Raw genomic sequence first — 21,295 nt, 5'->3', positions numbered from 1 at the left:
CGGTCAACCCGACTCAGACCCGCTTGTTCCGAATGTAAAATGGATTAAAATCCGGATTCCACCGGAACGTATTTGGCTATCATATGCCCGCTGTTCGTAAAGGCTATATTACATGTAGGTCAATATTTTTAACGTTTCGAAGTAGTGTATGGACCGATGTTATCTCATCGACAACTGCTGGAGCGAAACCTCGAGTGGCGTCCAAACGAGACTGCGCTGGTTGATCTGCCATCAAACCAGACGTACACGTACGAGGAGTTCGATAGCGAGGTTAACAAACTCGCGAACGCGCTCCGGGACCGTGGCCTCCGGAAGGGCGACCGGGTCGCTATGGTGCTGTACAATACCCTAGAGTTCCCGGTGATGTTGTACGCCATCTACAAGGTCGGTGCCGTCCCCATCCCGGCGAACTACATGCTGGCACAGGACAACTTCAAGTACATTTTCGACGATGTAAACCCCGAGTTCGTCGTGTACGACGCTGACGTGGGTGAGAAAGTCGAAGGGGCCATCGAAGAGGCGGTACGGACACCGGACAAAATCTGCGTCGGTGACGAGCCAGCCGACGGGGAATCCTACGACGTCGTCCGTTCCTCGGGGACAGCCAAGACACCTCCGGAGATCCCCATGAATCCTGGCGATGTCGCCTACATCCTCTACACAAGCGGGACCACGGGCGCACCGAAGGGCGTCACCTTCTCCGGGAAGACAGCGTTCAACCGCGCACAAGAGGGGATGCTCGATCTCGGACTCTCGCAGGACAGCGTCGCACTGCAGGTGTCGCCGTGGTTCCACGCTGGCGGAATCGATCTCACCATCCACCCGACCATCTGTGCCGGCGGGACCATCCTCGTCACGAGGGACTGGGAGCCCGAACCGGTGGCCGCTCTCATTGAGGACCGGGGTATTACCCACATCGTGGGTGTGCCGACCGTCGCCCAGCGAATCGCGAACATGGACGATGTCGACCAGCGTGACTTCTCGTCGCTCGAGTGTATGATGTGCATGGGATCGCCCCTCTCTGAACAACTCGCCAACAACCTGCTGGAGAATCTGACGCCGAATATCTATAACGGCTACGGCACGACCGAGACGTTGCTCGACTCAACGCTCGGGTCGGAGAACCTACCTGAGCAAGCCGGCACAGTCGGCCGAGCTAGCCCTGATAAACAGGTGCGAGTCGTCGAGTTTGATCAAGAACGAGATGTCCAGCCCCACGAGGTAGTGCCAGCGGGTGAGGAGGGTGAGGTTATTGTCTCTGGTGGGGCTGTACTCGACTACTACTTCGGGAATCAAGAAGCAACGGACGAGTCGCTCCGAAGGGGCTGGTATTACACCGGGGACCTTGGTGTGAGGAGCGTGGACGGCTTCCTCACTATCACAGGACGTGCCGACGACATGATACTGAGCGGCGGCGAACTAGTCTCGCCCATCGAGGTCGAAGAGACCCTAGAGCAGCACGAGGCTGTTGAGGCCGCCGCTGTCGTTGGTGAGTCGGATGAGGAGTGGGGACAGGTTGTCAAGGCTTACGTGGCGACAGATGGCACTGTTGATAAGGGCGAACTAGAGACGTTCTGTAAGGAACATACGGGACTGGCTGACTACAAGCGCCCCCGCGTCTACGAACTTGTCGACGAACTCGCACGCACCGCCACCGGCAAGAAGCAGCGTTACAAGTACCGCGCCTGATCCCGGAACGCTCTCCTGTGTTTCTGTCACTGTGCATCCGCGAGTGACGTCATTCCACGCTAGTTAGCGCCCCTTATACCCTCTGCTACTGCCCGAACTGGGCCGTCCGTTAATGATGTGAATGGTTACCCTATTGGCTATGTTCGAGAATACGGAATAGAAAAAATGGCCTTTACAATTCTAGTATCGTAATGGCTATGTGAAGTGAAAACAGACATCGAAGAGACAAAGATTCGGTCGCTATCTAATGGTTTTTATGAGGTATCTTGAGGATCATAAGATGAAATAGGAAGTATAGGCTGTAGGCGATGGTTCAAACATACAAAACGGCTTTGTCGAAAACCTCTTCACATCTTGCGATTTGCTGAGAAGCCAGTTTCTCACAAGGTTCGTGGATAACCGTGTGAAGAACGGTTTCTTGCATATAAATTATAGAGGATCTTAATTAAAGCTACAAAACCGATCTATAGAGTCTCAGTTTGAAAATTAGATAAAGAGTGGACAGATAGCGGGTACTCTCGCCGATCGCATTGGTCGGCGGTCCAACCAGACTCTAATACCTTCCAGAAAACGGCCGGAACCTCTACGGTACCATCGAAAGTCATGTTGAGGCAATGAGGCCGTCCGTTACATGATATTGTTCCACATAATCGAACGGCAATAGAGGACATAGTATTCCACATTATAGGAGTAAACTTCCCTAGAATCGTCTGATAGCTCCTACTTGAGGCATTAGATGAAGACAAATAGATTCGAGAATACGGAACTAATGGCGTGGGTTGGTAGCGGCCGCAGGGGATTGGGCCGAGGTTTGCTCGAAGTCGAGCCCCCTTGAGGTACTCTCCGCGGTTAATGCTCTCTTCTATGGGGGCGAATGTGCATTTCGTTAGACGGAACGCAAGCGGCGTTCTCAACCATATCCGCGGCCATTGATTCCACGGCGTCATCAAATGTCGTGCGCGAATGGACGTGGTTCACGATGTCCCCATTCGTCAGCCTCGGCGGGATCGAAAATGCGAGCCGTCAGAATGAGTTCTTTGGCAACGCCAGCACCGGCGATGGCAGCGAGTTGCCGAGTGCCACCACCTGCTGGTAGAATGCTGATGGATACTTCGGGCAGGCCGAATTGGCTGTCTGCACATCATCGAGGAGCGGGCGGAACTTCTTGACGACGAACTGCCGAATCTCCCCTCTGAGCATCCGTTTCGGGATTGAGGTCGAACTCCATCCTGTCAGTGGTCTACTGACGAAATCGGGTTAAACGTTCGCTCGATCCGAAGCCGTGTTGGCGGCCTAGTCCAGCATCGCTGTCAATACTGTGCTCGATAGTATTGATTATTAATCACGTCTCCGAACACTACTTATTACTGGCGTGAGACACTGCACGTGTATGTTGGAGAGACCCGTATCGGAGACCAGTATCGGCTTCGTCGGCCTCGGGACTATGGGGATGCCCATGGCAAAAAATGCGATCAAGGCGGGATTTGACGTCACCGGATTCGACCTCCGTGAAGAGATACTGGCGGCATTCGTTGAGGCGGGCGGTGACCGTACAGACAGCCTTGCCGCTCTGGCAACCGAATGCGCCATCGTCTCGGTCATCGTTCAGGACGACGATCAAGTCAAGAACGTCGTCGCCGGGCCCGATGGTGTCTTCGATCACTGTGGCGATGAGACGCTTGTATTGATACACAGCACCATTCACCCCGAGACGCCCGAACAACTGGCAGAGACGGCGCCCGGGAACGTGACCGTCCTCGACGCCCCGGTCAGTGGTACGCGTACCCGTGCTGAGTCGGCTGACCTCGCGTTTATGGTTGGCGGTGACGAGCAGGCACTCGATTATGTTCGTCCATATCTCGATTCGATGGGGGCAAATGTGCACGCGATGGGCGACGTCGGTAGCGGCGAGGTGGCAAAAATCGCGAACAATCTCGTGGGGATCTCCAACATGATGACGACTGCCGAGGGGGTCGCCCTTGGTACGGAGTGGGGGCTCGATCAAAAGGACCTTCTGGCGGTGATGGCTGAGAGTTCGGCCGACAGTTTCGTACTGGAGAACTGGGAATGGCTCACGGACGGATGGGATGACGTCCAGCCGGGTGGTTGGGATGGGGTCGCCCACATCTGTCAGAAGGATCTCTTGCTCGCGCTTGATCTTGCTGAGTCGGTCGACCTTCCCGTCCCCGGTACCGCTGTCGCCTCACAGGAGGTCCCAGCGTTCTTCCGCGGGCTGACGGACGAGGGGTGAGCCATCGTGTCGTCCCCCTCCCTAGCGACGATAACTATTTGAGGCGAAGGCTGGAACATACTCGGGAGAACGAATGACTGAGATTAGACGCGGCATTGAGAGCACCACGGCCGACGTCCAACTGAATACTCGACAGCTCATTGAGCACGCGGCACGTGCACATGGCGATCAGACGGTCGTCACGGACATGCAAGACGGGCGACACCGGTACACGTATGCGGAGATGTACGAGCGCGTCCAGCAGGCGGCCGCGGCGCTGGAGAATCTCGGTGTCGAGGCGGGCGACGCCATCGGTATCTACGGGTACTCGACCTACCGCAACGTTGAATTGCTGTTCGCGGCGGGAGGCATTGGCGCCACACCGTTCATTGTCAATGTCGAACTACCTCCGGACCACCAAGAGTTCTGCATTGATCACGTCAGCACGCACGCCTCACTCGAGTACATGTTTGTCGACGGGGAGATGCTTGACACGCTCCAGTCGAATGCCCCTGACACCGAAGCACTCGAATACGTCGTCACCCGTCCCGTTGGGGGTAAAGACGAGGCCGATATCGAACCGGTAACGACCTACGAGGAACTCATTGAGGGCTACGACACTGAGTTCGACTGGCCGACAGTGCACGAAGATACCGCCGCAATTCTCGGATTCACGTCGGGTACTACGGGCAAGCCGAAGGCTATCACCCACAGTCATCGCGCGCTCTGGTTGCATAACCAAGGATTCGTCGCTGGCGGACAGGTTGACCCGCAGGATACCGCACTCATGGTCCCGCCTTTGTTTCACTGGGGCTGGGACATGTGGGGATTCGTCCCGGCTGCCGGTGCTGAACTCGTCATGCCAGGGCCAAACTACCCTGACAACCTCCTTGACCTCCTGTTCGAAGAGGGCGTGACCGTCTCAGCTGGTGTCGCAACTCTGTTCCGCCGGGCTGCCGAGATGGCCAAGGAGCGCCGAGAGGAGGACCCCGACTTCTCGCTCGACGGATTACGGGTCACATTCGCCGGTCAGACGCCGCCGCGTGATCTTCTCAAGGACTTGGAAGACCTCGGTGCAGACACCTCACAAGCATATGGCTACTCTGAATCTGCAGGCGGCCCCCACTTCGTGTACAACAAGCAGGGTGACTTTCGCGACAGAGAATTCAAAATGGATGACGCCGAATTGTTCGATTACGTCTCTGAAGTGGCAGGCTATCCAGCACTCGGAGTAGACCTGAAGGTTCTCGATATCGAAACTGGTGACGAACTCCCTTGGGATGGTGATTCGCCTGGCGAGATCGCAATAAAGGCACCATGGTGTGTATCCGGCTACTGGAAGATGCCAGAACGGACTGCAGAGAATCGATACGGCGAATACCTCAAGATGGGTGATTTCGTCTCAATCGATGAGCACGCGAACGTGACCGTCCTTGACCGTGTTAAAGATGCCGTCAAGAGCGGTGGCGAGTGGATTCCGTCGCCCACTGTCGAGGAGTATATCAACGAACACAAACAGGTGTCCGAGTCGTGTGTCATCGCCGCAGACCACCCCGAATGGGGTGAACGCCCTGTCGTGGTTATCGAACCTGTTGAGGGCATCTCCGCCGAAGCCCTAGATCTTGATCTTGATGAGCACCTTGCCCCCTACATTGAGGCAGGCAAAATCGAAAAATGGTGGGTACCCGATGAAATCATTGTCGACGAAATACCCATTACTGGGACTGGGAAATTCAACAAGAAAACCCTCCGTGACCAATACAGAGACGTGCTCAAATAAATAATAAAAAATCAATAACTGTGGGACTATCCATATTGACGACGTTCACTGGTCTGTCGTCGGGGGTTGTTACCATCCCTCGAGAATGCGGTCAAGCTGGTCTAGATCGTGGCCGAATATCACTTCGGCTCCTGTTCGTCGCACCTCGTCTTTGACGCGCTTGAAGCTCTCCATCCATTGCTCTCGGTTCCAGACGAGTCCCGGCCCGGGCGGGCGCTGTTGTGAGTAATTGGCCTGTTCCTCAATAAGATCACTGGTAAAAAATAGCGGTCCCGAATCTAGTTCCACCCGTAGGCCCATCATCCCAGGCGTGTGACCGGGCAGGTGTATGAATTCGATACCGTCGAAGTATGACTCTCGGTCAAGACTAATCACCTGCCAGTTTATATTATGATGAAAGTCATCGGTGATGTATCCGGCACTCCCTTCCTTCGTCTGAGCACTGAAATAAGCGTACTGTAGTTCCGCTTCGTGGACGAACACAGGGATGTCTTTGTCGGCAAAGTTGTGGAGGCCACCAGCATGGTCCATGTGTAAGTGGGACTGAACCACGTAATCGATGTCTGATAAGTCGTATCCGGTACGGTTGAGATCTGCCTTAAGTGTGTGCTTTGCAGCGTCTTCTATTGGGTATGCCTCGAACAGCCCCGGTGGCCAGTGACCGTCGCCTGCATCAGGATGGACACCTGTGTCCCACAATATTGTCCCCTCAGAATGCTCGATGATAAGGTTGTAAATGGGGGTGTCTGCAAACTCAAGGTCCGGATTTGGTTCTGAGCGGGTAGCGATTGTGTGCGCTTCGAGTGAAAAATTCTTATCCATCTGCATAGTGCCACGATGGACTCCGATTACGCTACTGACCGTCATAAAAATATTCAGTACCCGAGATGATAAGAATATTTGGGTTGGCGTGGCCAATTAAGACTCGTCGTCTTCGCTGTCGAGGTGGTGGATAACGAAGTCCCGAATTGAAATCATCCCGTTCGGAAGGAACAAGATGAACAAAATGAATACGACGCCGAGCACCATAGTCCAGTCAGCAAGGAAGGGAGACACGATTTCACGGAGTCCTACGAACAGGAAAGCGCCGAGAACGGGCCCGACGAGCGTCCCCATACCGCCGACTAGGACAATCACGATGGCCTCACCACTGAAATCCCAAAAGAAAATATCCGGCGAGAGTACTTGATAGAACGGCATGTATAGCGCGCCAGCCAGTCCGCCGAACATCGCACTCGCAATAAATGCGATGAGTTTGAAGCGATCAACGTCGTAGCCTGCATACTTTGCGCGGTTTTCGTTCTCCCGGATGGCGACCATCACAGCACCGAATGGAGAATTGACGATTCGGCGCATCAACAGATAGGCCACAACGAATGTGGTCAGTAAGAGGTAGTAGTACCCCATCTGGGTCGGCACGAAATCAAAAATACCGGGTATTGCGAAGTTCCCTCTTGGAAGGCCAGTCAGTCCGTCAGAACCTCCTGTTAGGCCCATAAAATCGTTAACGACCAATACGTGCAGGACCTGAGAGAACGCGAGCGTGAGCATCGCAAAGTAGATACCGGTCCGCTTTAGAGAAAAATACCCAATCGGTACAGCTATAATAGCTACTGACAGGATACCCACGGATATCGCCACTAACGCCGATGTAGTAACGTGCATGAGCGTTAATCCAGTCAGGTATGCAGAGGTCGCGAAAAACGCAGCGTGACCGAACGAAACGTAGCCAGTGTATCCCATGAGCAAATCGAGGCTCATGGCGAACATCGCCAGTAGGAATATCTCAATTACGAGCGCGGTCTGGAAGTCCGGGAGAACGAGGGGGACCGCGATCGCGGCCACGATGATGAGACCACGGAACATATCCATCCACGAGAGGTCGTATCCGCTGATGGTGACGACTCCGGTAGAAGTTTTGTCGTCCATGGTCACTCAACCTCCATTTCGCGGCCTAGTAGGCCATGCGGTCGTACCATTAATATTGCTATCATTGCGATGTACGGCACAACTGCTGAGTACTCACTTATGAAGACCCGTCCTAGCATAATCGACTCACCGACAATGAGGCTACCGATAACGGCACCACGGAACGAGCCGAGTCCACCGACAACCACGACGATGAACACGAGAATGATGATATTCAGGCCCATAGCCGGGTAAACAGTGAACACGGGAGCGGCGAAGCCGCCAGCGATACCAGCCAGTCCAGCACCGAGCATGAATGTGCCCGTGAGAAGCGTCTTGGTGTTCGTCCCGAGGGCATCGACCATTTCGGAACTGAATGTCGCCGCACGGACGCGGACGCCGTAGTCAGTGAATTCCAGTAGCATCCACAACCCGATTGTGAACAGTGCACTGATGCCCACCAGTGCAAGACGGTATTTTGGATAAATAAGGTCTCCGAGCATGAGGGGACCTTGCGCAAACTCTGGGGTGGCAACTCGGTGAGTCTCTACTCCGAATATGTTGATTATCGCACCATCAATAATAAACACCATGCCGAATGTCGCAAGAAGCTGAAATAGAGCATCGCGGTCGTACAACGGCCGGAGCACGAGTACCTCAGCAATGCCCCCAATCAGTGCGACAACCACGAAGGCTGCAACGAGGCCGCCGAGTACGTTGGTGAACTCGGATGAAACCACGAAAGTCACGTAGGCACCCACCATATACAGAGCACCGTGTGCAAAATTGACTACGCCTGCAATACCAAAGATGAGTGAGAGGCCAAGAGAAAGCAACAGCAGGATCATACCGAACACAAGGCCATGTAGTGCTTGGGTGAGCAGAGTATTCACTGTTATCTGCGCTATGGCCATCATGGCTGACTCCTCCGCCGTGACAGCTGTCGGATCTGCAATTCCGGGGGGTGGTTATTATTCATGGCTGCCTAGAGCGAGCAACCGGTCTCATCAGTACTCCGCATGACGGTGTCCGGCTGGAATTCTCGGACAATGTTTGGGAAGACAGTTGTCTCAACATCGCCAACGTAGTTACCATCCCACTCGCTTTCGGAAACAACTTCCACCATATATTCTGGATTCGAGGCTTGGTGATCTTCAGCGCGCATGGTGAACTCGCCCTCGAACGGATCTTCCCAAGTGTAGCCCTCAAATGTGGAGATGAAGTCATCCGGATCAACTGATCCTGCCTCTTCTATAACATTAGCGACCGCTGTAAGCCCCTGCCAAGCGGAAGCAGTGAAGTTCTGGGGAGCTCGTCCGTTCTCACTAATGTAGTTGCTCACCCACTCGTTGTTACCAGGGGTATCAAGAGTGAAGGTCCAACGAGCGACCGACGAGATACCACGCATGTCTTCGCCTACCGGGCGCATGTGGTCAACTTGCGCGAGGGTCGTGCCCGAGATATGCATCTCGTCCATCAACCCGAAGTTCCGCGCTTGCGTGAGGAACCGGATTGCCGGCGTCCCGGCAAAGATAGCCATCCCCGCGTCGGCGCCGGAGTTCGTCATCGACGTGATGTATGAGGCGTAATCTTGGGTGTCAAGCGGTGCGAACTCCGAAGACTGAATTACATCATCCGGGTTGTATCCTAGCGTTTCTAATTCACTACGAACGTATTCGAGAACCGATTGGGGCCACGCATAGTCGCTACCGACGAACGATAGCGTCTCAAAGCCTCGATCCTCCATTAGGTAACGCGTCATGGCACGTGCTCCCTGTGGCGCGTTGTTGTTCACCCGGAATACATACCTGTTACAGAGGTCGCCCGTCAATCGTCCGGTCCCGTTGACGGTCGAGATGAACGGTACGCCCAGTTCCTCAGCGACCGGTGCGACGGCCAATGAAACACCACTGGATGGAACGCCCATAATAAGATCCACGTCGTCTTCATTGACGAGTTTACGGGTGTTCTGAACCGCAGTATCACCTGACAGTTCGTTGTCCTCAACGAAGAGTTCGACCTCCTTACCAAGTATGCCGCCGTTCCTATTCAGTTGTTCCGCCTTCAGTCGGAACCCCTCATTGTTGAACTCACCGAGGCTCGCGTACGCGCCGGAGATGGTTGATGGAAGGCCAATCTTAAGCGTGTCCTCGCTGCTGCCGCCACCACCGTTCCCGGTACTGGTCGGAGTGTTGTTTCCATTGCCGGTCTGCTGGGCGCACCCGGCGAGGCCGAAAGTTCCGATTGCACCGATAGTACCTGCACTCTGTATGAATGTTCGTCTTTCCATGGGGCTGTTATCTTTAGTCATGCCAACGTACACCATTCTACACCCATATCATATATATGTTTTGGAAAAATGATATTGCCGCCACATTTTCTCGGAAAGCTAACTATCCTTGGCAAAATATTGTGTGTAAATTAATAAATTAGGTTTGTTCGACCGGGTTACGGGTGCACTTTCCGGATTCCTGTTAGATATTTTTTCTTTCGGTCTCGCCGAGAAGATCTCTTTCGCGTAGAATCTCCTCGGTGTGTTCGCCGAGAAGTGGCGCGCGGTGGCGAACACCGGTGTCGCACTCGGTGAACTTGATGGGTGTTCCCGCGATTGTGACCTCCTCGCCGGTCTCAGCGTGGTTGACGGTTTCGAGCATATCCCGCGCGTCGAAGTGAGGTGATTCGAAGATATCCGCGACGGTCTGGACGGGCGCACATGGGACATCGTCGGCGAGCAGCTCGAACAATTCTCCCTTCGTATAACTGCTGGTCCACTCGTTGACGACCGCGCGCAGCTCGTCTGCGTGGGCACGCTGTTCGTCTTCAGTCGGGTATCGCTCCGCGAGGTCGGGGCAGTCCATGTGCTCACAGAGTGCGTGCCACTGTTTCGCATTTGGGGCTGCGATAACGACGTAGCCGTCTTCGGCCTCAAATCGATCGAATGGGAACAGCAGCGGATGGGTGTTGCCCTGTGGTTCGGGAACCTCGTCCGTGTAGGAGTACTGGTGAACGATGCGCTCCGTGAGCGAGAGAATGCCGTCGACCATGCTCACGTCGACGTACTGGCCCTCACCGGTCCGCTCGCGGTGCTGAATCGCCGAAAGGATTCCTACCACCGATAGGACCGCAGGGAAGATGTCTCCAATGCCAGGGCCGACCTTCACCGGGCCGCTCTCGGGCGTCCCAGTAATGCTCATGATGCCGCCCATCGCTTGGGCGATGAGGTCGAATGCCGGCCGCTCGGCGTAGGGACTCTCGCTCGTACGTGGGTCGCCGAATCCACGGATAGACGCGTACACCAGTCCGGGATTATCTTCGCTCAGGTCCTCGTAAGGGAGGCCAAGTCGCTCCATCGTTCCAGTCCGGTAGTTCTCGACGAGAACATCCGCCTCAGCCACGAGTCCCTCAAACGCCTCGCGGTCGGTGTCGTCTTTCAGGTTCAGGACGAGACTCCGCTTGTTCCGGTTTACGCTCTGGAAGTAGCCGCCATAGGCCTCGTCGTCCTTGAGGTGAGGCGGATTCGACCGCGTCATGTCGCCTTGGGGAGGTTCAACCTTGACGACGTTCGCACCAAGATCCGCGAGCAACATCGTAGCGAACGGGCCAGCGAGCATCTGGGTCATGTCTACGACGTCGAGACCCGCAAGCGGCCCCGCGCTGGCGTCCTGGCTCATGAGTCTCTGGTCTGGATACTGGCCGTTTTCAAACAGACAGTGGAGGATCTATGCTCTCTCTGCATCATCGTCAGACGCCTCCCGCGTGGACGCCGTTCTCGAATAGCCGATCGGCGATGACTCGTTGCTGAATCTCGCTAGTTCCCTCGAATATCTTGGTAAGGCGCGCGTCCCGCCAGTATCGTTCCAGGGGGTAATCCGTCGTGTACCCGTTGCCACCGAGAATCTGGATTCCCTCGCTGGTGACCTCCTCAGCCATCTCGCTGGCGAAGTACTTGGCCATGCACGCCTCCATGTCACAACGGCCGCCCTCCTCCTTGACGTTCGCGACGTAGTGGGTGAGCTGTCTGGCGGCCTCTATTTTGGTCGCCATCGTCGCCAGCTTGAACCGGATGGCTTGGAACTCGCCGATGGGCTGGTCGAACTGCTCGCGATCCTGTGCGTACTCCAGTGAATCTTCCAGCGCGCCGCGGGCGAGGCCGATGGCTCGCGCCGCCGTGTGAACGCGAGCAGGCTCGAAGAAATCCATGATATGGTAGAAGCCTTTACCCTCGTCGCCACCGATCAGCTTGTCTTCAGGAACCCGGACGTTGTTCAGACTGAGCTCGTAGGAGTGCCAACCATGGTAGCCTATAGTATCGAGCTTCGTCGCCGAGAGGCCGTCGACGTCGAACTCACCAGCTGTCTTGTCGACAATGAATGACGAGATACCCTCATGACGTCGCGGCGGGTCGGGGTCGGTTCTGGCGTAGAGCACGAGGAAGTCCGCTCCCTTCGCGAACGTACACCAAGTCTTCTGACCGTTTATTTCGTACTCGTCACCGACCTTCTCAGCGGTTGTCGACATCCCTGCGACGTCACTGCCGGCACCTGGTTCCGAGATGCTGACGGCTTTCAGACGCTCGCCGGCAGCCATATCCGGGAGGTACTCCTCCTTCTGTGCCTCGGTTGCACCACTGAGATTCTGGCCACGGGCGATGATGCTGGCGACGCTGAGCCACCCTCGCGCTAGCTCTTCGGTCACTGTGGCGTAGGCCAAGGGCCCCATGCCGAGACCTCCGTACTCTTCGGGCGTCATAATCCCAAAAAACCCCATGTCTGCCATCTTTCTGACCAATTCATTACTCATTCGCTCGTTCTCTGGATCACGTTCGTTGGCTTCCGGAAGGACCTCGTTTTTAGTGAACTTGCGCGTCTCGTTCTGGAGCATTCTGAGTTCGTCTGTAAGGTATGTCATATATCGTATCTGTGGAAGTAGTTCGTTGTTCAGTGCGAAGCGATTCTGCGTCCGTCCGCTGTGAAGCCTTGTTTGGAAGGCGAAGACGGATGTTGATACCACCGATTGCATCCATTACCCCCGGCGTTCGGTCGGCCGGGTGTGACACTAACCACCGATACACCGGCATCACGAATTCCGAGGGTGTGAGCCGCGGGCACATACTCCACGTATCCTGTTACGTATATAAATGTTTAGTTCTCATCATCGTTCAGTGCGTCGTTGACCATGCCGACTTGGCGAGCACGTGCCAGTGTGCGCCGGGCAGACCTCAGTACGGCTTCGTCCAGCATCTCGCCGTCGACCTGCACCGCACCTTGGCCAGACTCGTGGCCGGACTCCATCGCATCAACGATCTCCTGTGCTCGTTCCACTGCCTCTGCATCGGGTCGGTACTCCTCGTTCGCGATTTCGATTTGACTAGGATGAATGGCCCATTTGCCGACGAATCCGAGCGTCTGCGACCACCGACACTCCTGTCGATATCCCTCGGGGTTCGAGAAGTCCGCGAACGGGCCGTCAATGGCGTCAAGACCGTTAGCCCGTGCTGCGACCACGATTCGATTGCGAGCGTAGTGCCAGACGTCGCCGGGATACCGTTCCGGCGCGGGCTGTCCGCCGGGGTGATCAACGCTGATCCCCTGCGCGGCCGCATAATCTCCGGGTCCGAAGATGAGCGTCTCTAGTCGGTCGCTCGCGGCAGCGATGTTGTCAACCTGCTGGAGGGCCTCTGTCTCCTCAATAAGTACTTCGATACCGATGGAGTCAGTGATGCCGGTGGCAGCCTCTATCTGATCGAGCAATGTTGACACCACGTACACGTCTTCAGGTTGGCGCACCTTCGGAACGACGATGGTGTCGATACTGTTACCGGCTGCCTCGACAACATCGACGAGGTCACGGTACGAGTTTGGATGGTCGAGGCCGTTGATACGAACGGAGACCACTGTCTTCGCCCAGTCGAATTCATCGAGAGCACGGACAATTCGCTCACGTGCTATCTCCTTCTCGTCAGGCGCGACAGCATCTTCGAGATCGAGCATCACCTCGTCGGCCGCGGAGGCCGCTGCTTTCTTCATCATATCGAGGCTAACTCCGGGGGTAGTCAACTCACTACGCCGTACTCGCATACAACTTGAATTGGTGTTGTCAGTAAAATATCTTTCCCGTTAGTCACCTGTCAACGGAAACTTCTGCTGATTTCGCGTGAGTAAAATTGGAACCACCACATCCGACGGTCTGCCTCAGACGATACCCCGATCCCGGAGTGACGCTATCTCCTCGGTGGAGTACCCGAGGGCTTCAAGCACGTCGTCGGTGTTCTCACCGAGTGCTGGCGGCGCTGTGCGGACCTCTGCCTCCAGCGTCGAGAAGTTAACCGGGTTATTGATGAGTGTGAACTCCCCGTGCTCGGGATGTTCGACGGTCTTGAGCATATCTCGGGCCTCGATATGGGGGTCGTTGACGATATCCTCCACGGAGTTGATAGCCGAACACGGGATGTCATGGTCAAGCAGGACGTCGAGCCACTCGTCAGTCGTCTGGTCCTTGAGGCGGTTCTCCACGAGCGTGTCGAGGATATCACGGTTGTCCACGCGGGAGTAGAATGTCTCGAATCGGCCGTCCTCAAGCCACTCTTCCCGGTTGACCGCTTGGCAGAACGACTGCCACATCGGCTCGTTGATGACGCCCATTGCGATGTAGGAGTCAGCCGTCTCGAACACACCATACGGCGCGACGTTCCAATGTTTCCGCCCCATCCGTTTTGGGTTCTCACCCGTTGCGAAGAATGTCGAGACGTGGTACATGAGTAACTGGAAGCTCGTATCCAAGAGCGAGACGTCTATGTACTGCCCTTCGTCAGTGTTCGACCGGTGATACAACGCCGTCATGATTGCGTAGGTAGCCGTCATCGCCGCGGCAATGTCAGAGATGGAGGTCCCGATGCGGATAGGTTCGTCCTCTGTTCCGGTGACGCCCATCAGTCCAGACTGGCCTTGAAACACGATGTCGAACGCTTTGCGGTCGCTGTAGGGACTGTCCTCGCCGTAACTCGAAACGTCACAGTAGATGAGGTCTTCGGTTATGGCCTCAAGTGTGTCGTAGTCAACGGACATCTCCTCGGCCGCTCCCGGCCCGAAGTTCTGGATGAACACGTCCGCCTCTGCGACGAGGTCGTGTAGGACTGTTTGCCCTTCCTCGGCGGTCAGATCGAGTGTCAGGCTCTCCTTGTTCCGGTTGAGGCTCGCGAAGTACGCGCTGATTTCCTCGCCATATTTGGGTGGTAACGTGCGCGTCAAATCGCCCCGCTTCGGACTCTCTATCTTGAGGACCTCCGCACCCATGTCCGCGAGAATCTGCGTCGCGTACGGACCAGAGAGCGCCTGCGATGCGTCTACCACGACTATCCCGTCAAGGGGTTGCATGCTATGAGCTATCGAGAGCTAGAATATTTATCTTTGGGTCCCAGTTATCAGCGATAGACTGTGTGGAGTACAAGCGTCGGGCTCTGCTGACTCAGGGAGATTTCTGCGACCCAGTACGTGCGAGCGAACAAGCCACATTCCGGGCTCTCAGACGTCGTCGTCGTAGCGTTCGATTATTCGATGCCTAGTAGCTTGTTTTGGCGTTCGGTATCAAGGTCCGACAGCTGTCCCTCAAACTGGACTGACCCTTTCTCAAGGATATAATGACGGTCAGCCAGCGAGTCGGCCATATTGACGTTCTGTTCGACGAGCAGTATCGTCAGACCGCTGTCTGCGAGTTTGGCGATGATGTCGTGAACGTCGGCTACAATCTGGGGTGCCAGCCCTTCTGACGGTTCGTCGAGCATCAGAAGATCCGGGTTCGTCATCAGCGAGCGCGCGATAGCGAGCATTTGCTGTTCACCGCCCGACAGCGAGTGGCCTGTCTGTTTCTTTCGTTCCTCCAAGCGTGGAAACATCTCGTAGACGTCCTTGATACTGACACCGCGGTCGCTGGTGCTGTTACTTACCTTCGGGACCTGAAGGTTTTCCTTCACACTTAAGTTTGGGAATATAACTCGCTCCTCCGGGACCAGCGCGATGCCGTCCATCAGCGTATCATGTGGGGCCTGTTGGGTAATATCAGTCCCCCTGAACTGGATAGTGCCGCTTCGGGGCGGCGTCAGACCCATGATACTCCGGAGCGTCGTCGTCTTGCCGACCCCGTTGCGACCAAGGATGGAAACGACCTCGCCCTCTCTGACCGATATCGAGAGGTCATAGAGGATATGGGAATCACCGTAGTACGTATTGATGCCCTTAACCGAGAGCAGGTCCTGTTCTGTGTCACCGGTCCCAGTGGTGTCCATGCTAGACATAGGTTTCCTCCACACCGAGGTACGCCTCACGTACGCGTTCGTCGTCGCGGACGACATCTGGCGTCCCCTCAGCAATAACCTCACCGTGGTGGAGAACCATGATACGGTCGGACAGGGACATGACGACGTCCATGTCGTGCTCAACGAGCAACACCGTGTAGTCAGATTTGATCTCATTGAGCAGGTCGATAATCTCGCGTGTCTCTTCCTGAGACATACCTGCCGTCGGTTCATCAAGCATCAGCAAGTTCGGGTCCCGTGCAAGCGTTAGTCCAATCTCGAGATGGCGTTTCTGTCCGTGAGAAAGTTCAGACGCTGTTCGCTCGCGGACGTCCTCCAAGTCAAGGAGGTCAACGAGTTCGTCCACTCGTTTGAGTGGCTCAACGAGTTCCTCCTTTCGTTTGAACATCGAGGGCCGGCCCCTCAGTTTCGCTTGAGCCATCACCCTGAGGTTCTCCTCAACGCTCAGGTCGGGGAAAATGCTCGTGATTTGGAACGAACGCGAACAGCCCCGCTGGGCGATTTCATGTGGTTCGAGGTCCGTTATGTTCTCGCCGTCGAAGTAGATTTGACCGCTGGACGGCGTTAGTGCCCCGGTAACGAGATTGAATAATGTCGTCTTACCCGCCCCGTTCGGCCCTATGAGCGACCGGAATTCCCCCTCCTCGATATCTATCGAGACATCATTGACAGCCTTTAGATTCCCAAACCGTTTCTCTAATGACTCGGTTTTTAACATACTCTCTACATGGGTATCTCGGGAGGCTACTTAGTTCTTTGTGGCTGGTTCCCCACCGAGGAAAGAGCAGTCTCGAGTGTTCTAGTCGCTATGACGTTCTACTGACCCGAACAATTATGTCGTCGATAGCCGACCCACTTGATGGCAATGGCAAATATCAACGGTCAGGTTGCAATTATTACGGGGAGTGGAAGTGGTATCGGTCGAGCAATTGCGCGGCGACTCGCGAGCGATGGGGCGACAATCGCGGTGAACGATGTAGACGAGGACGCCGCCGCGGAGACGGTGTCACTCATCAAGGAAGACGGCGGGAGCGCCTTCTCGGCTGTAGCCGACGTCACGAATCTCAAAAACGTTCGTGAGATGGTGTCCGACGTCATCGACGAGGCTGGCGGTGTCGACATCCTCGTGAACAACGCCGGCTGGGACGAGATGCAGTGGTTCCTCGAACAAGATCCCGACGTCTGGGACCGCATCATCGACATCAACTTCCGCGGTCAGATTAACTGTGCACGCGCCGTCAGCGAGGTCATGACCGAAGACAATGGCGGCCGCATCGTCAACATCGCCTCCGACGCCGGCCGTGCCGGCAGTACCGGTGAGGCAGTCTACTCTGGTGCGAAGGGCGGCGTCATATCGTTCTCAAAAACGCTAGCGCGTGAACTCGCACGCGACGGCGTGCGCGTCAACGTCGTCGCACCGGGACCGACAGAGACGCCACTGGTTGACGAGATGCGCGAGGACAGCGATCTCGGCGAGAAGATACTTGGCAGCATGGCCAGCCAGATCCCTCTCGGCCGGATGGCCGAACCCGAGGACATTGCTGGTGCCGTTGCCTTCTTAGTATCCGATGACGCCTCATTCGTCACCGGTCAGGTACTGAGCGTCTCCGGGGGTCTCACGATGAACGACTGATCGGGATTCTCATAGCCAGCCAGTAGTCTGAAGACCCACGGCTGGCCACGGCATCCGGTCCCGATGAAACGGTATCTATGAATGACAACGATAACCCTATGTGTCAGTCGCGGCGACTCCCGGAATAGTTTTATTGTCGGCTCGTGGTATCTGACCACATGGCCGAGTTAGGATTGATGTTGCCAGACGAGGCGTTTGGTGTGACTGTCGAGAAGACTATACACTTCGCAAAGCGTGCTGAGGTCGCCGGGTTCGACTCCGTATGGAAGGGCGAGGCGTCGTGGGGGAACGGCCTCATGACGTTGAGTGCCGTTGCGCGCGAGACCGATGACATCAAGCTCGGGTCCGGAATTGCGAACGTCTTCTCACGGACGCCAGCGCTTCTTGCGATGAGTGGGGGGACCCTCGATTCCCTGTCCAACGGCCGGACCATCCTCGGGCTCGGCGTGAGCTCTGAATCTGTCGTGGAGGACTTCCACGGTCTCTCGTTTGACCGGCCGCTCAGGCGGATGCGCGAAACCATCGAAATTCTTCGCCAGACGTTCCACAGCGATGCCATCGAGTACGAGGGCGATATTTTCGACGTCGGTCCCTACAGTATCGGCTTCGACATTGAGCGTGACCGAATCCCCATCTACAACGCGGCGATGGGCGAGACGAACTGTCGACTGACCGGTGAGTTCGCTGACGGCTGGCTCCCTGCGTTCATACCCCACAGCGAACTCAAAAGCGCACAACGGGCCATCGCCGAGGGCGCGCGCAAAGCAAACCGCGATCCCGATGATATAACTGTGGCCCCCATGGTCGGAGCAGCCGTTGACGACGACCCAGAAGTCGCCGCCAATCACGCACGGTCCTTCCTCGCCCAAGAGATGGCGATGGGATACAATCGACTCGCCGAGAAATTCGGATTCGGCGAGGAGGGAAACGAAGCCCATGACCGCTGGCGTGAGGGCGACCGCGAGGGGGCCGCAGATGCAATCTCCGACGAAATGCTCCACGAATTGGCGATCTACGGCACTCCCGAACAGTTCCGGGAAGACATCCAGCGCTATGAGAACGCCGGCTGTGACACCGTCGTGCTCTTTCCGCCGTATTCGGCCCCGAACTCAACTATCGAGGCGATAATAGACGCTGTCTGAAACGACACAGGAGCAAGATCGGCCTGGCCAACAACTAGTCGGCTTACCGGTCGTAGGGCAGGTACTCACGACCGAACGTCTCCCGTGCAACGATTATCTTCTGGACGTGTGGCGTCCCGTCTGCTATCTGCTGGCCGAGCACGTCCTGAAGGCGCTTCCCGAGGCCGAAGTCATCCGAGTAGCCGTAGTGGCCATGCAGAACGAGACACGCACGGACTGTGTCAACAGCGACCTGCGGGCCGTACCACTTTACCATCGCGGCGTCGCGAGTGTGGGCTTTCTCTTCGCGGGCCTTCCAGAGGGTTTGGTAGGCTTTCAGGCGTGCGGCATCAACCCGTGTCTGGCACTCGGCAAACTCGAACTGCGGGCCTTCGTAGCCGGCCAGCGGTTTGCCCATCGCCTCACGCTCTGTGAGGTACGACTCCGTCTCGTCGAGGGTCTGCTGGGCGGCACCCAGCGCATAGAGTGCAATCCACGCTCGCGACTGGTCGAACGTCCGCATTGCCATCTTGAACGCATTCTCGTCGGCAACCCGCGCCTCGGCAGGTATCTCGACGTTATCCATGAATATCTGCCCCCAGCCACTCACTTCACAACCCATACCGCCGTAGGGCTGGACGTCAACGCCGTCGGCGTCCAGCGGCATGAGGTACGCCCTGATAGCTTCGGGGTCGGTCTGGCGAGCGATAACGAAACAGTGGTCGGCCAGCGTCGCACCCGTGATAGCCGTTTTTTCTCCGGAGAGCAACCAGCCATCGTCGGTTGGTTTGGCTCGGGTTTCGATATTTTGTGCGTCCGAACCTTGCCCGGGTTCGGTCAAGGCGAAGCAGATATGTTCCTCACCCGCTCGGACGCTCGTTGCCACATCACGGTGGTATTTGTCCCCGTACTCCCAGAGAAGTTTGTTGACGAGGTTCTCAGAGAGTGCGAGCATCGCCAAGCCGACGTCACCGCGGCCGAGCACCTCGTAGACGACGCCGGACGTGACGGGATCAAACTCTTCGCCGCCGGCCTCCTCGGGAAGATGAAGACCGAGCAGCCCAAGGTCGGCCATATCGTCGTAGACCTCGGTCGGGAAGTCTCGGTCATCCCATCCAAAATTCTCACCGATAATGCGTTCGGTGACGAATTCGTGGAGCTGTGACCGAACCATCTGCTGTGTTTCGGTGAATCCGAAATCCATGTGCATGGCATGTGTGCTGTGGCTATTAAGCGTACCGGGAACAGGGGTTTTCCCCTGTCACCCTTCGCTGGCGGGGACGACGACAATGGCCGTTCCCACGAAGATACCGACTGCCAGAAGAGCCACAACGCCGGCCGTCACGAATACTGGCTGGAAGGTCCCAAACACGTCGTAGCCCACCCCCGACAGGTATGGTCCAATCGACCCGGCCATGGCGAACGAAATACTGGTCAAGCCGAACAACGCATAGAGATCGCCTGTACCAAACAGTTCCGCCAACAGCGGTGAGAGAAGTGACCCGATTCCACCGTACCCGACGCCGAAGACGACTGCCAGAGCGAGTACCGCGACTGGGGAGTTAAAAATCGTGAGACTGATGCTTGACGCTCCGATGACGAGCGCACAGGCGGCCGCGAGGTAGCTGCGACCGAACCAGTCTGAAGCGACACCGGCCGCGTTGCGACCGACAATACTGGTCACTCCAACGACGCTTACTGCAAGGACGCCCGTCGTCCGGCCGGCACCAATACTGGCCGCGAACTCGACGAGGTAGACGAGCACGACATATACGGGCATGTACACCAGCAGGACAGCGAAAAAGACTAGCAGAAACGACGGGTGCCGAACCGTAACAGCGATATTATGCAGTGGAGAATGCTCGCTACTTACTGCTGTCGCTACCGTATTATCCATATCCAAGAATTCATCGCCAGTTTCGATATCAATGGTCTCCGGTCCATCAGCGAGCAGCACCATCGCTAGACCGAGGATGGCAACGACAACGACGGTGAACCCGAGATAGGCGGTTCGCCAGCCAAATAGGTCGATGAGGCCGCTGGCGAACGGCGGCGCGAGCAGCAGTCCAACTCCGGTCCCGGAGGTAGCGATGCCATTGGCTAATCCGCGACGGCGACCGAACCAGCGTGGTGTCGTCGCCATGGCGATAGTGATGATAATGGCGAACCCTGCAGCCGCGACCAGCCCGTAGGCGAGGGTGACGCCCCAAAGACTGCGCAGTTGGCTCGCACCATAGAGGCCACCTCCGACGAGGACCATCGCCATCACGAGCAGCCGCCGGACGCCGATACGGTCGACGTATAGCCCAACAACCGCCGCGCCCGTATAGGTCACAACTGACTGGAGCGAAAAAATAAGTGATGTACTCTTGCTCGACTGGTCAAACGCGGTGGCGATGTGGCCGAAAAAGACACTAAAAGAGTAGATCGTGCCGAACGCAGCCATCGCGCTCAGAAAACACGCCACCACGACGAACCAACCATAGTAGATGTTCAGATTCGACAGCCACTGCCGAAGCGATGCCGTCACGGTTACTCCCCTACATGTCGTCTCATCATCTTTTCCGTTCTTGAGATTGTCCTGTCCTCTTCACCCATCGGGCCGCCACTCGTGCGGTAAATT

19 protein-coding genes are annotated in these 21,295 nt (G+C 56.3%); 5 read left to right on the top strand and 14 right to left on the bottom strand.

Features of this window, described 5'->3' with window-relative positions; all coding sequences use genetic code 11:
• Positions 1-156: 156 nt before the first annotated feature.
• Positions 157-1,689 carry a class I adenylate-forming enzyme family protein gene (locus tag NMP98_RS15315; protein ID WP_254858735.1) on the top strand — a complete coding sequence of 511 codons (1,533 nt, stop codon included), beginning with the start codon at positions 157-159 and terminating at the stop codon, positions 1,687-1,689.
• A gap of 946 nt (positions 1,690-2,635) precedes the next feature.
• Here NMP98_RS15315 and NMP98_RS19555 read toward each other — a convergent pair.
• Both NMP98_RS19555 and NMP98_RS15310 read right to left on the bottom strand, forming a co-directional pair.
• Positions 2,636-2,788: a hypothetical protein gene (locus NMP98_RS19555; RefSeq protein ID WP_367997273.1), complete on the bottom strand. Its 153-nt coding sequence runs from the start codon at positions 2,786-2,788 to the stop codon at positions 2,636-2,638.
• Positions 2,713-2,889 carry a hypothetical protein gene (locus tag NMP98_RS15310; RefSeq protein ID WP_254858734.1) on the bottom strand — a complete coding sequence of 59 codons (177 nt, stop codon included), beginning with the start codon at positions 2,887-2,889 and terminating at the stop codon, positions 2,713-2,715. Before NMP98_RS15310 ends, NMP98_RS19555 begins: the two co-directional genes overlap by 76 nt.
• Before the next feature lie 190 nt (positions 2,890-3,079).
• Here NMP98_RS15310 and NMP98_RS15305 point away from each other — a divergent pair, with 190 nt between their 5' ends.
• Both NMP98_RS15305 and NMP98_RS15300 read left to right on the top strand, forming a co-directional pair.
• On the top strand, positions 3,080-3,940 hold the full coding sequence (locus NMP98_RS15305; RefSeq protein WP_254858733.1) for an NAD(P)-dependent oxidoreductase: 861 nt from the start codon (positions 3,080-3,082) through the stop codon (positions 3,938-3,940).
• Between the two features lie 73 nt (positions 3,941-4,013).
• Positions 4,014-5,699, top strand: coding sequence for an AMP-binding protein (locus tag NMP98_RS15300; protein WP_254858732.1), 1,686 nt, complete (start codon positions 4,014-4,016; stop codon positions 5,697-5,699).
• Between the two features lie 69 nt (positions 5,700-5,768).
• On the opposite strand, the gene NMP98_RS15295 is transcribed toward NMP98_RS15300, so the two are convergent.
• From NMP98_RS15295 to NMP98_RS15250, 10 genes are all read right to left on the bottom strand, one after another.
• Entirely contained in the window at positions 5,769-6,566 is a 798-nt protein-coding gene (locus NMP98_RS15295) for an N-acyl homoserine lactonase family protein (protein WP_254858731.1), read from the bottom strand.
• Between the two features lie 51 nt (positions 6,567-6,617).
• Positions 6,618-7,628 (bottom strand): branched-chain amino acid ABC transporter permease, encoded by a 1,011-nt coding sequence (locus tag NMP98_RS15290; protein WP_254858730.1) that lies wholly within the window; start codon positions 7,626-7,628, stop codon positions 6,618-6,620.
• A gap of 2 nt (positions 7,629-7,630) precedes the next feature.
• Positions 7,631-8,521 carry a branched-chain amino acid ABC transporter permease gene (locus NMP98_RS15285; protein WP_254858729.1) on the bottom strand — a complete coding sequence of 297 codons (891 nt, stop codon included), beginning with the start codon at positions 8,519-8,521 and terminating at the stop codon, positions 7,631-7,633.
• Between the two features lie 71 nt (positions 8,522-8,592).
• Positions 8,593-9,918 (bottom strand): ABC transporter substrate-binding protein, encoded by a 1,326-nt coding sequence (locus NMP98_RS15280; protein WP_254858728.1) that lies wholly within the window; start codon positions 9,916-9,918, stop codon positions 8,593-8,595.
• 163 nt (positions 9,919-10,081) lie between these two features.
• On the bottom strand, positions 10,082-11,278 hold the full coding sequence (locus tag NMP98_RS15275) for a CaiB/BaiF CoA transferase family protein (RefSeq protein WP_254858727.1): 1,197 nt from the start codon (positions 11,276-11,278) through the stop codon (positions 10,082-10,084).
• 70 nt (positions 11,279-11,348) lie between these two features.
• The gene (locus tag NMP98_RS15270) at positions 11,349-12,515 is read right to left on the bottom strand and encodes an acyl-CoA dehydrogenase family protein (RefSeq protein WP_268105288.1); all 1,167 of its coding nucleotides are present in this window, start codon (positions 12,513-12,515) and stop codon (positions 11,349-11,351) included.
• Positions 12,516-12,748: 233 nt separating this feature from the next.
• Positions 12,749-13,684, bottom strand: a complete 936-nt coding sequence (locus tag NMP98_RS15265) for an HpcH/HpaI aldolase/citrate lyase family protein (RefSeq protein ID WP_268105286.1) — start codon at positions 13,682-13,684, stop codon at positions 12,749-12,751.
• A 114-nt stretch (positions 13,685-13,798) separates the two neighbouring features.
• Complete coding sequence (locus NMP98_RS15260) at positions 13,799-14,980, bottom strand: CaiB/BaiF CoA transferase family protein (protein ID WP_254858724.1); 1,182 nt, start codon at positions 14,978-14,980, stop codon at positions 13,799-13,801.
• 173 nt (positions 14,981-15,153) lie between these two features.
• Entirely contained in the window at positions 15,154-15,897 is a 744-nt protein-coding gene (locus tag NMP98_RS15255) for an ABC transporter ATP-binding protein (protein WP_367997242.1), read from the bottom strand.
• Positions 15,890-16,636 (bottom strand): ABC transporter ATP-binding protein, encoded by a 747-nt coding sequence (locus NMP98_RS15250; RefSeq protein WP_254858723.1) that lies wholly within the window; start codon positions 16,634-16,636, stop codon positions 15,890-15,892. Before NMP98_RS15250 ends, NMP98_RS15255 begins: the two co-directional genes overlap by 8 nt.
• Before the next feature lie 147 nt (positions 16,637-16,783).
• On the opposite strand from NMP98_RS15250, the gene NMP98_RS15245 reads away from it, so the two are divergent.
• Positions 16,784-17,551 carry an SDR family NAD(P)-dependent oxidoreductase gene (locus NMP98_RS15245; RefSeq protein WP_254858722.1) on the top strand — a complete coding sequence of 256 codons (768 nt, stop codon included), beginning with the start codon at positions 16,784-16,786 and terminating at the stop codon, positions 17,549-17,551.
• Positions 17,552-17,709: 158 nt separating this feature from the next.
• Positions 17,710-18,693 carry an LLM class flavin-dependent oxidoreductase gene (locus NMP98_RS15240; RefSeq protein ID WP_254858721.1) on the top strand — a complete coding sequence of 328 codons (984 nt, stop codon included), beginning with the start codon at positions 17,710-17,712 and terminating at the stop codon, positions 18,691-18,693.
• Between the two features lie 43 nt (positions 18,694-18,736).
• Here the strand turns inward: NMP98_RS15240 and NMP98_RS15235 are convergent, their stop codons facing one another.
• Both NMP98_RS15235 and NMP98_RS15230 read right to left on the bottom strand, forming a co-directional pair.
• Positions 18,737-19,876, bottom strand: a complete 1,140-nt coding sequence (locus NMP98_RS15235) for an acyl-CoA dehydrogenase family protein (protein ID WP_254858720.1) — start codon at positions 19,874-19,876, stop codon at positions 18,737-18,739.
• Positions 19,877-19,933: 57 nt separating this feature from the next.
• Positions 19,934-21,202 (bottom strand): MFS transporter, encoded by a 1,269-nt coding sequence (locus NMP98_RS15230; protein WP_254858719.1) that lies wholly within the window; start codon positions 21,200-21,202, stop codon positions 19,934-19,936.
• Positions 21,203-21,295 lie beyond the last annotated feature (93 nt).

This window comes from Natronomonas gomsonensis (genome assembly GCF_024300825.1).
Lineage (GTDB): Archaea > Halobacteriota > Halobacteria > Halobacteriales > Haloarculaceae > Natronomonas > Natronomonas gomsonensis.
This window is presented reverse-complemented; position numbering and strand designations above follow the sequence as displayed.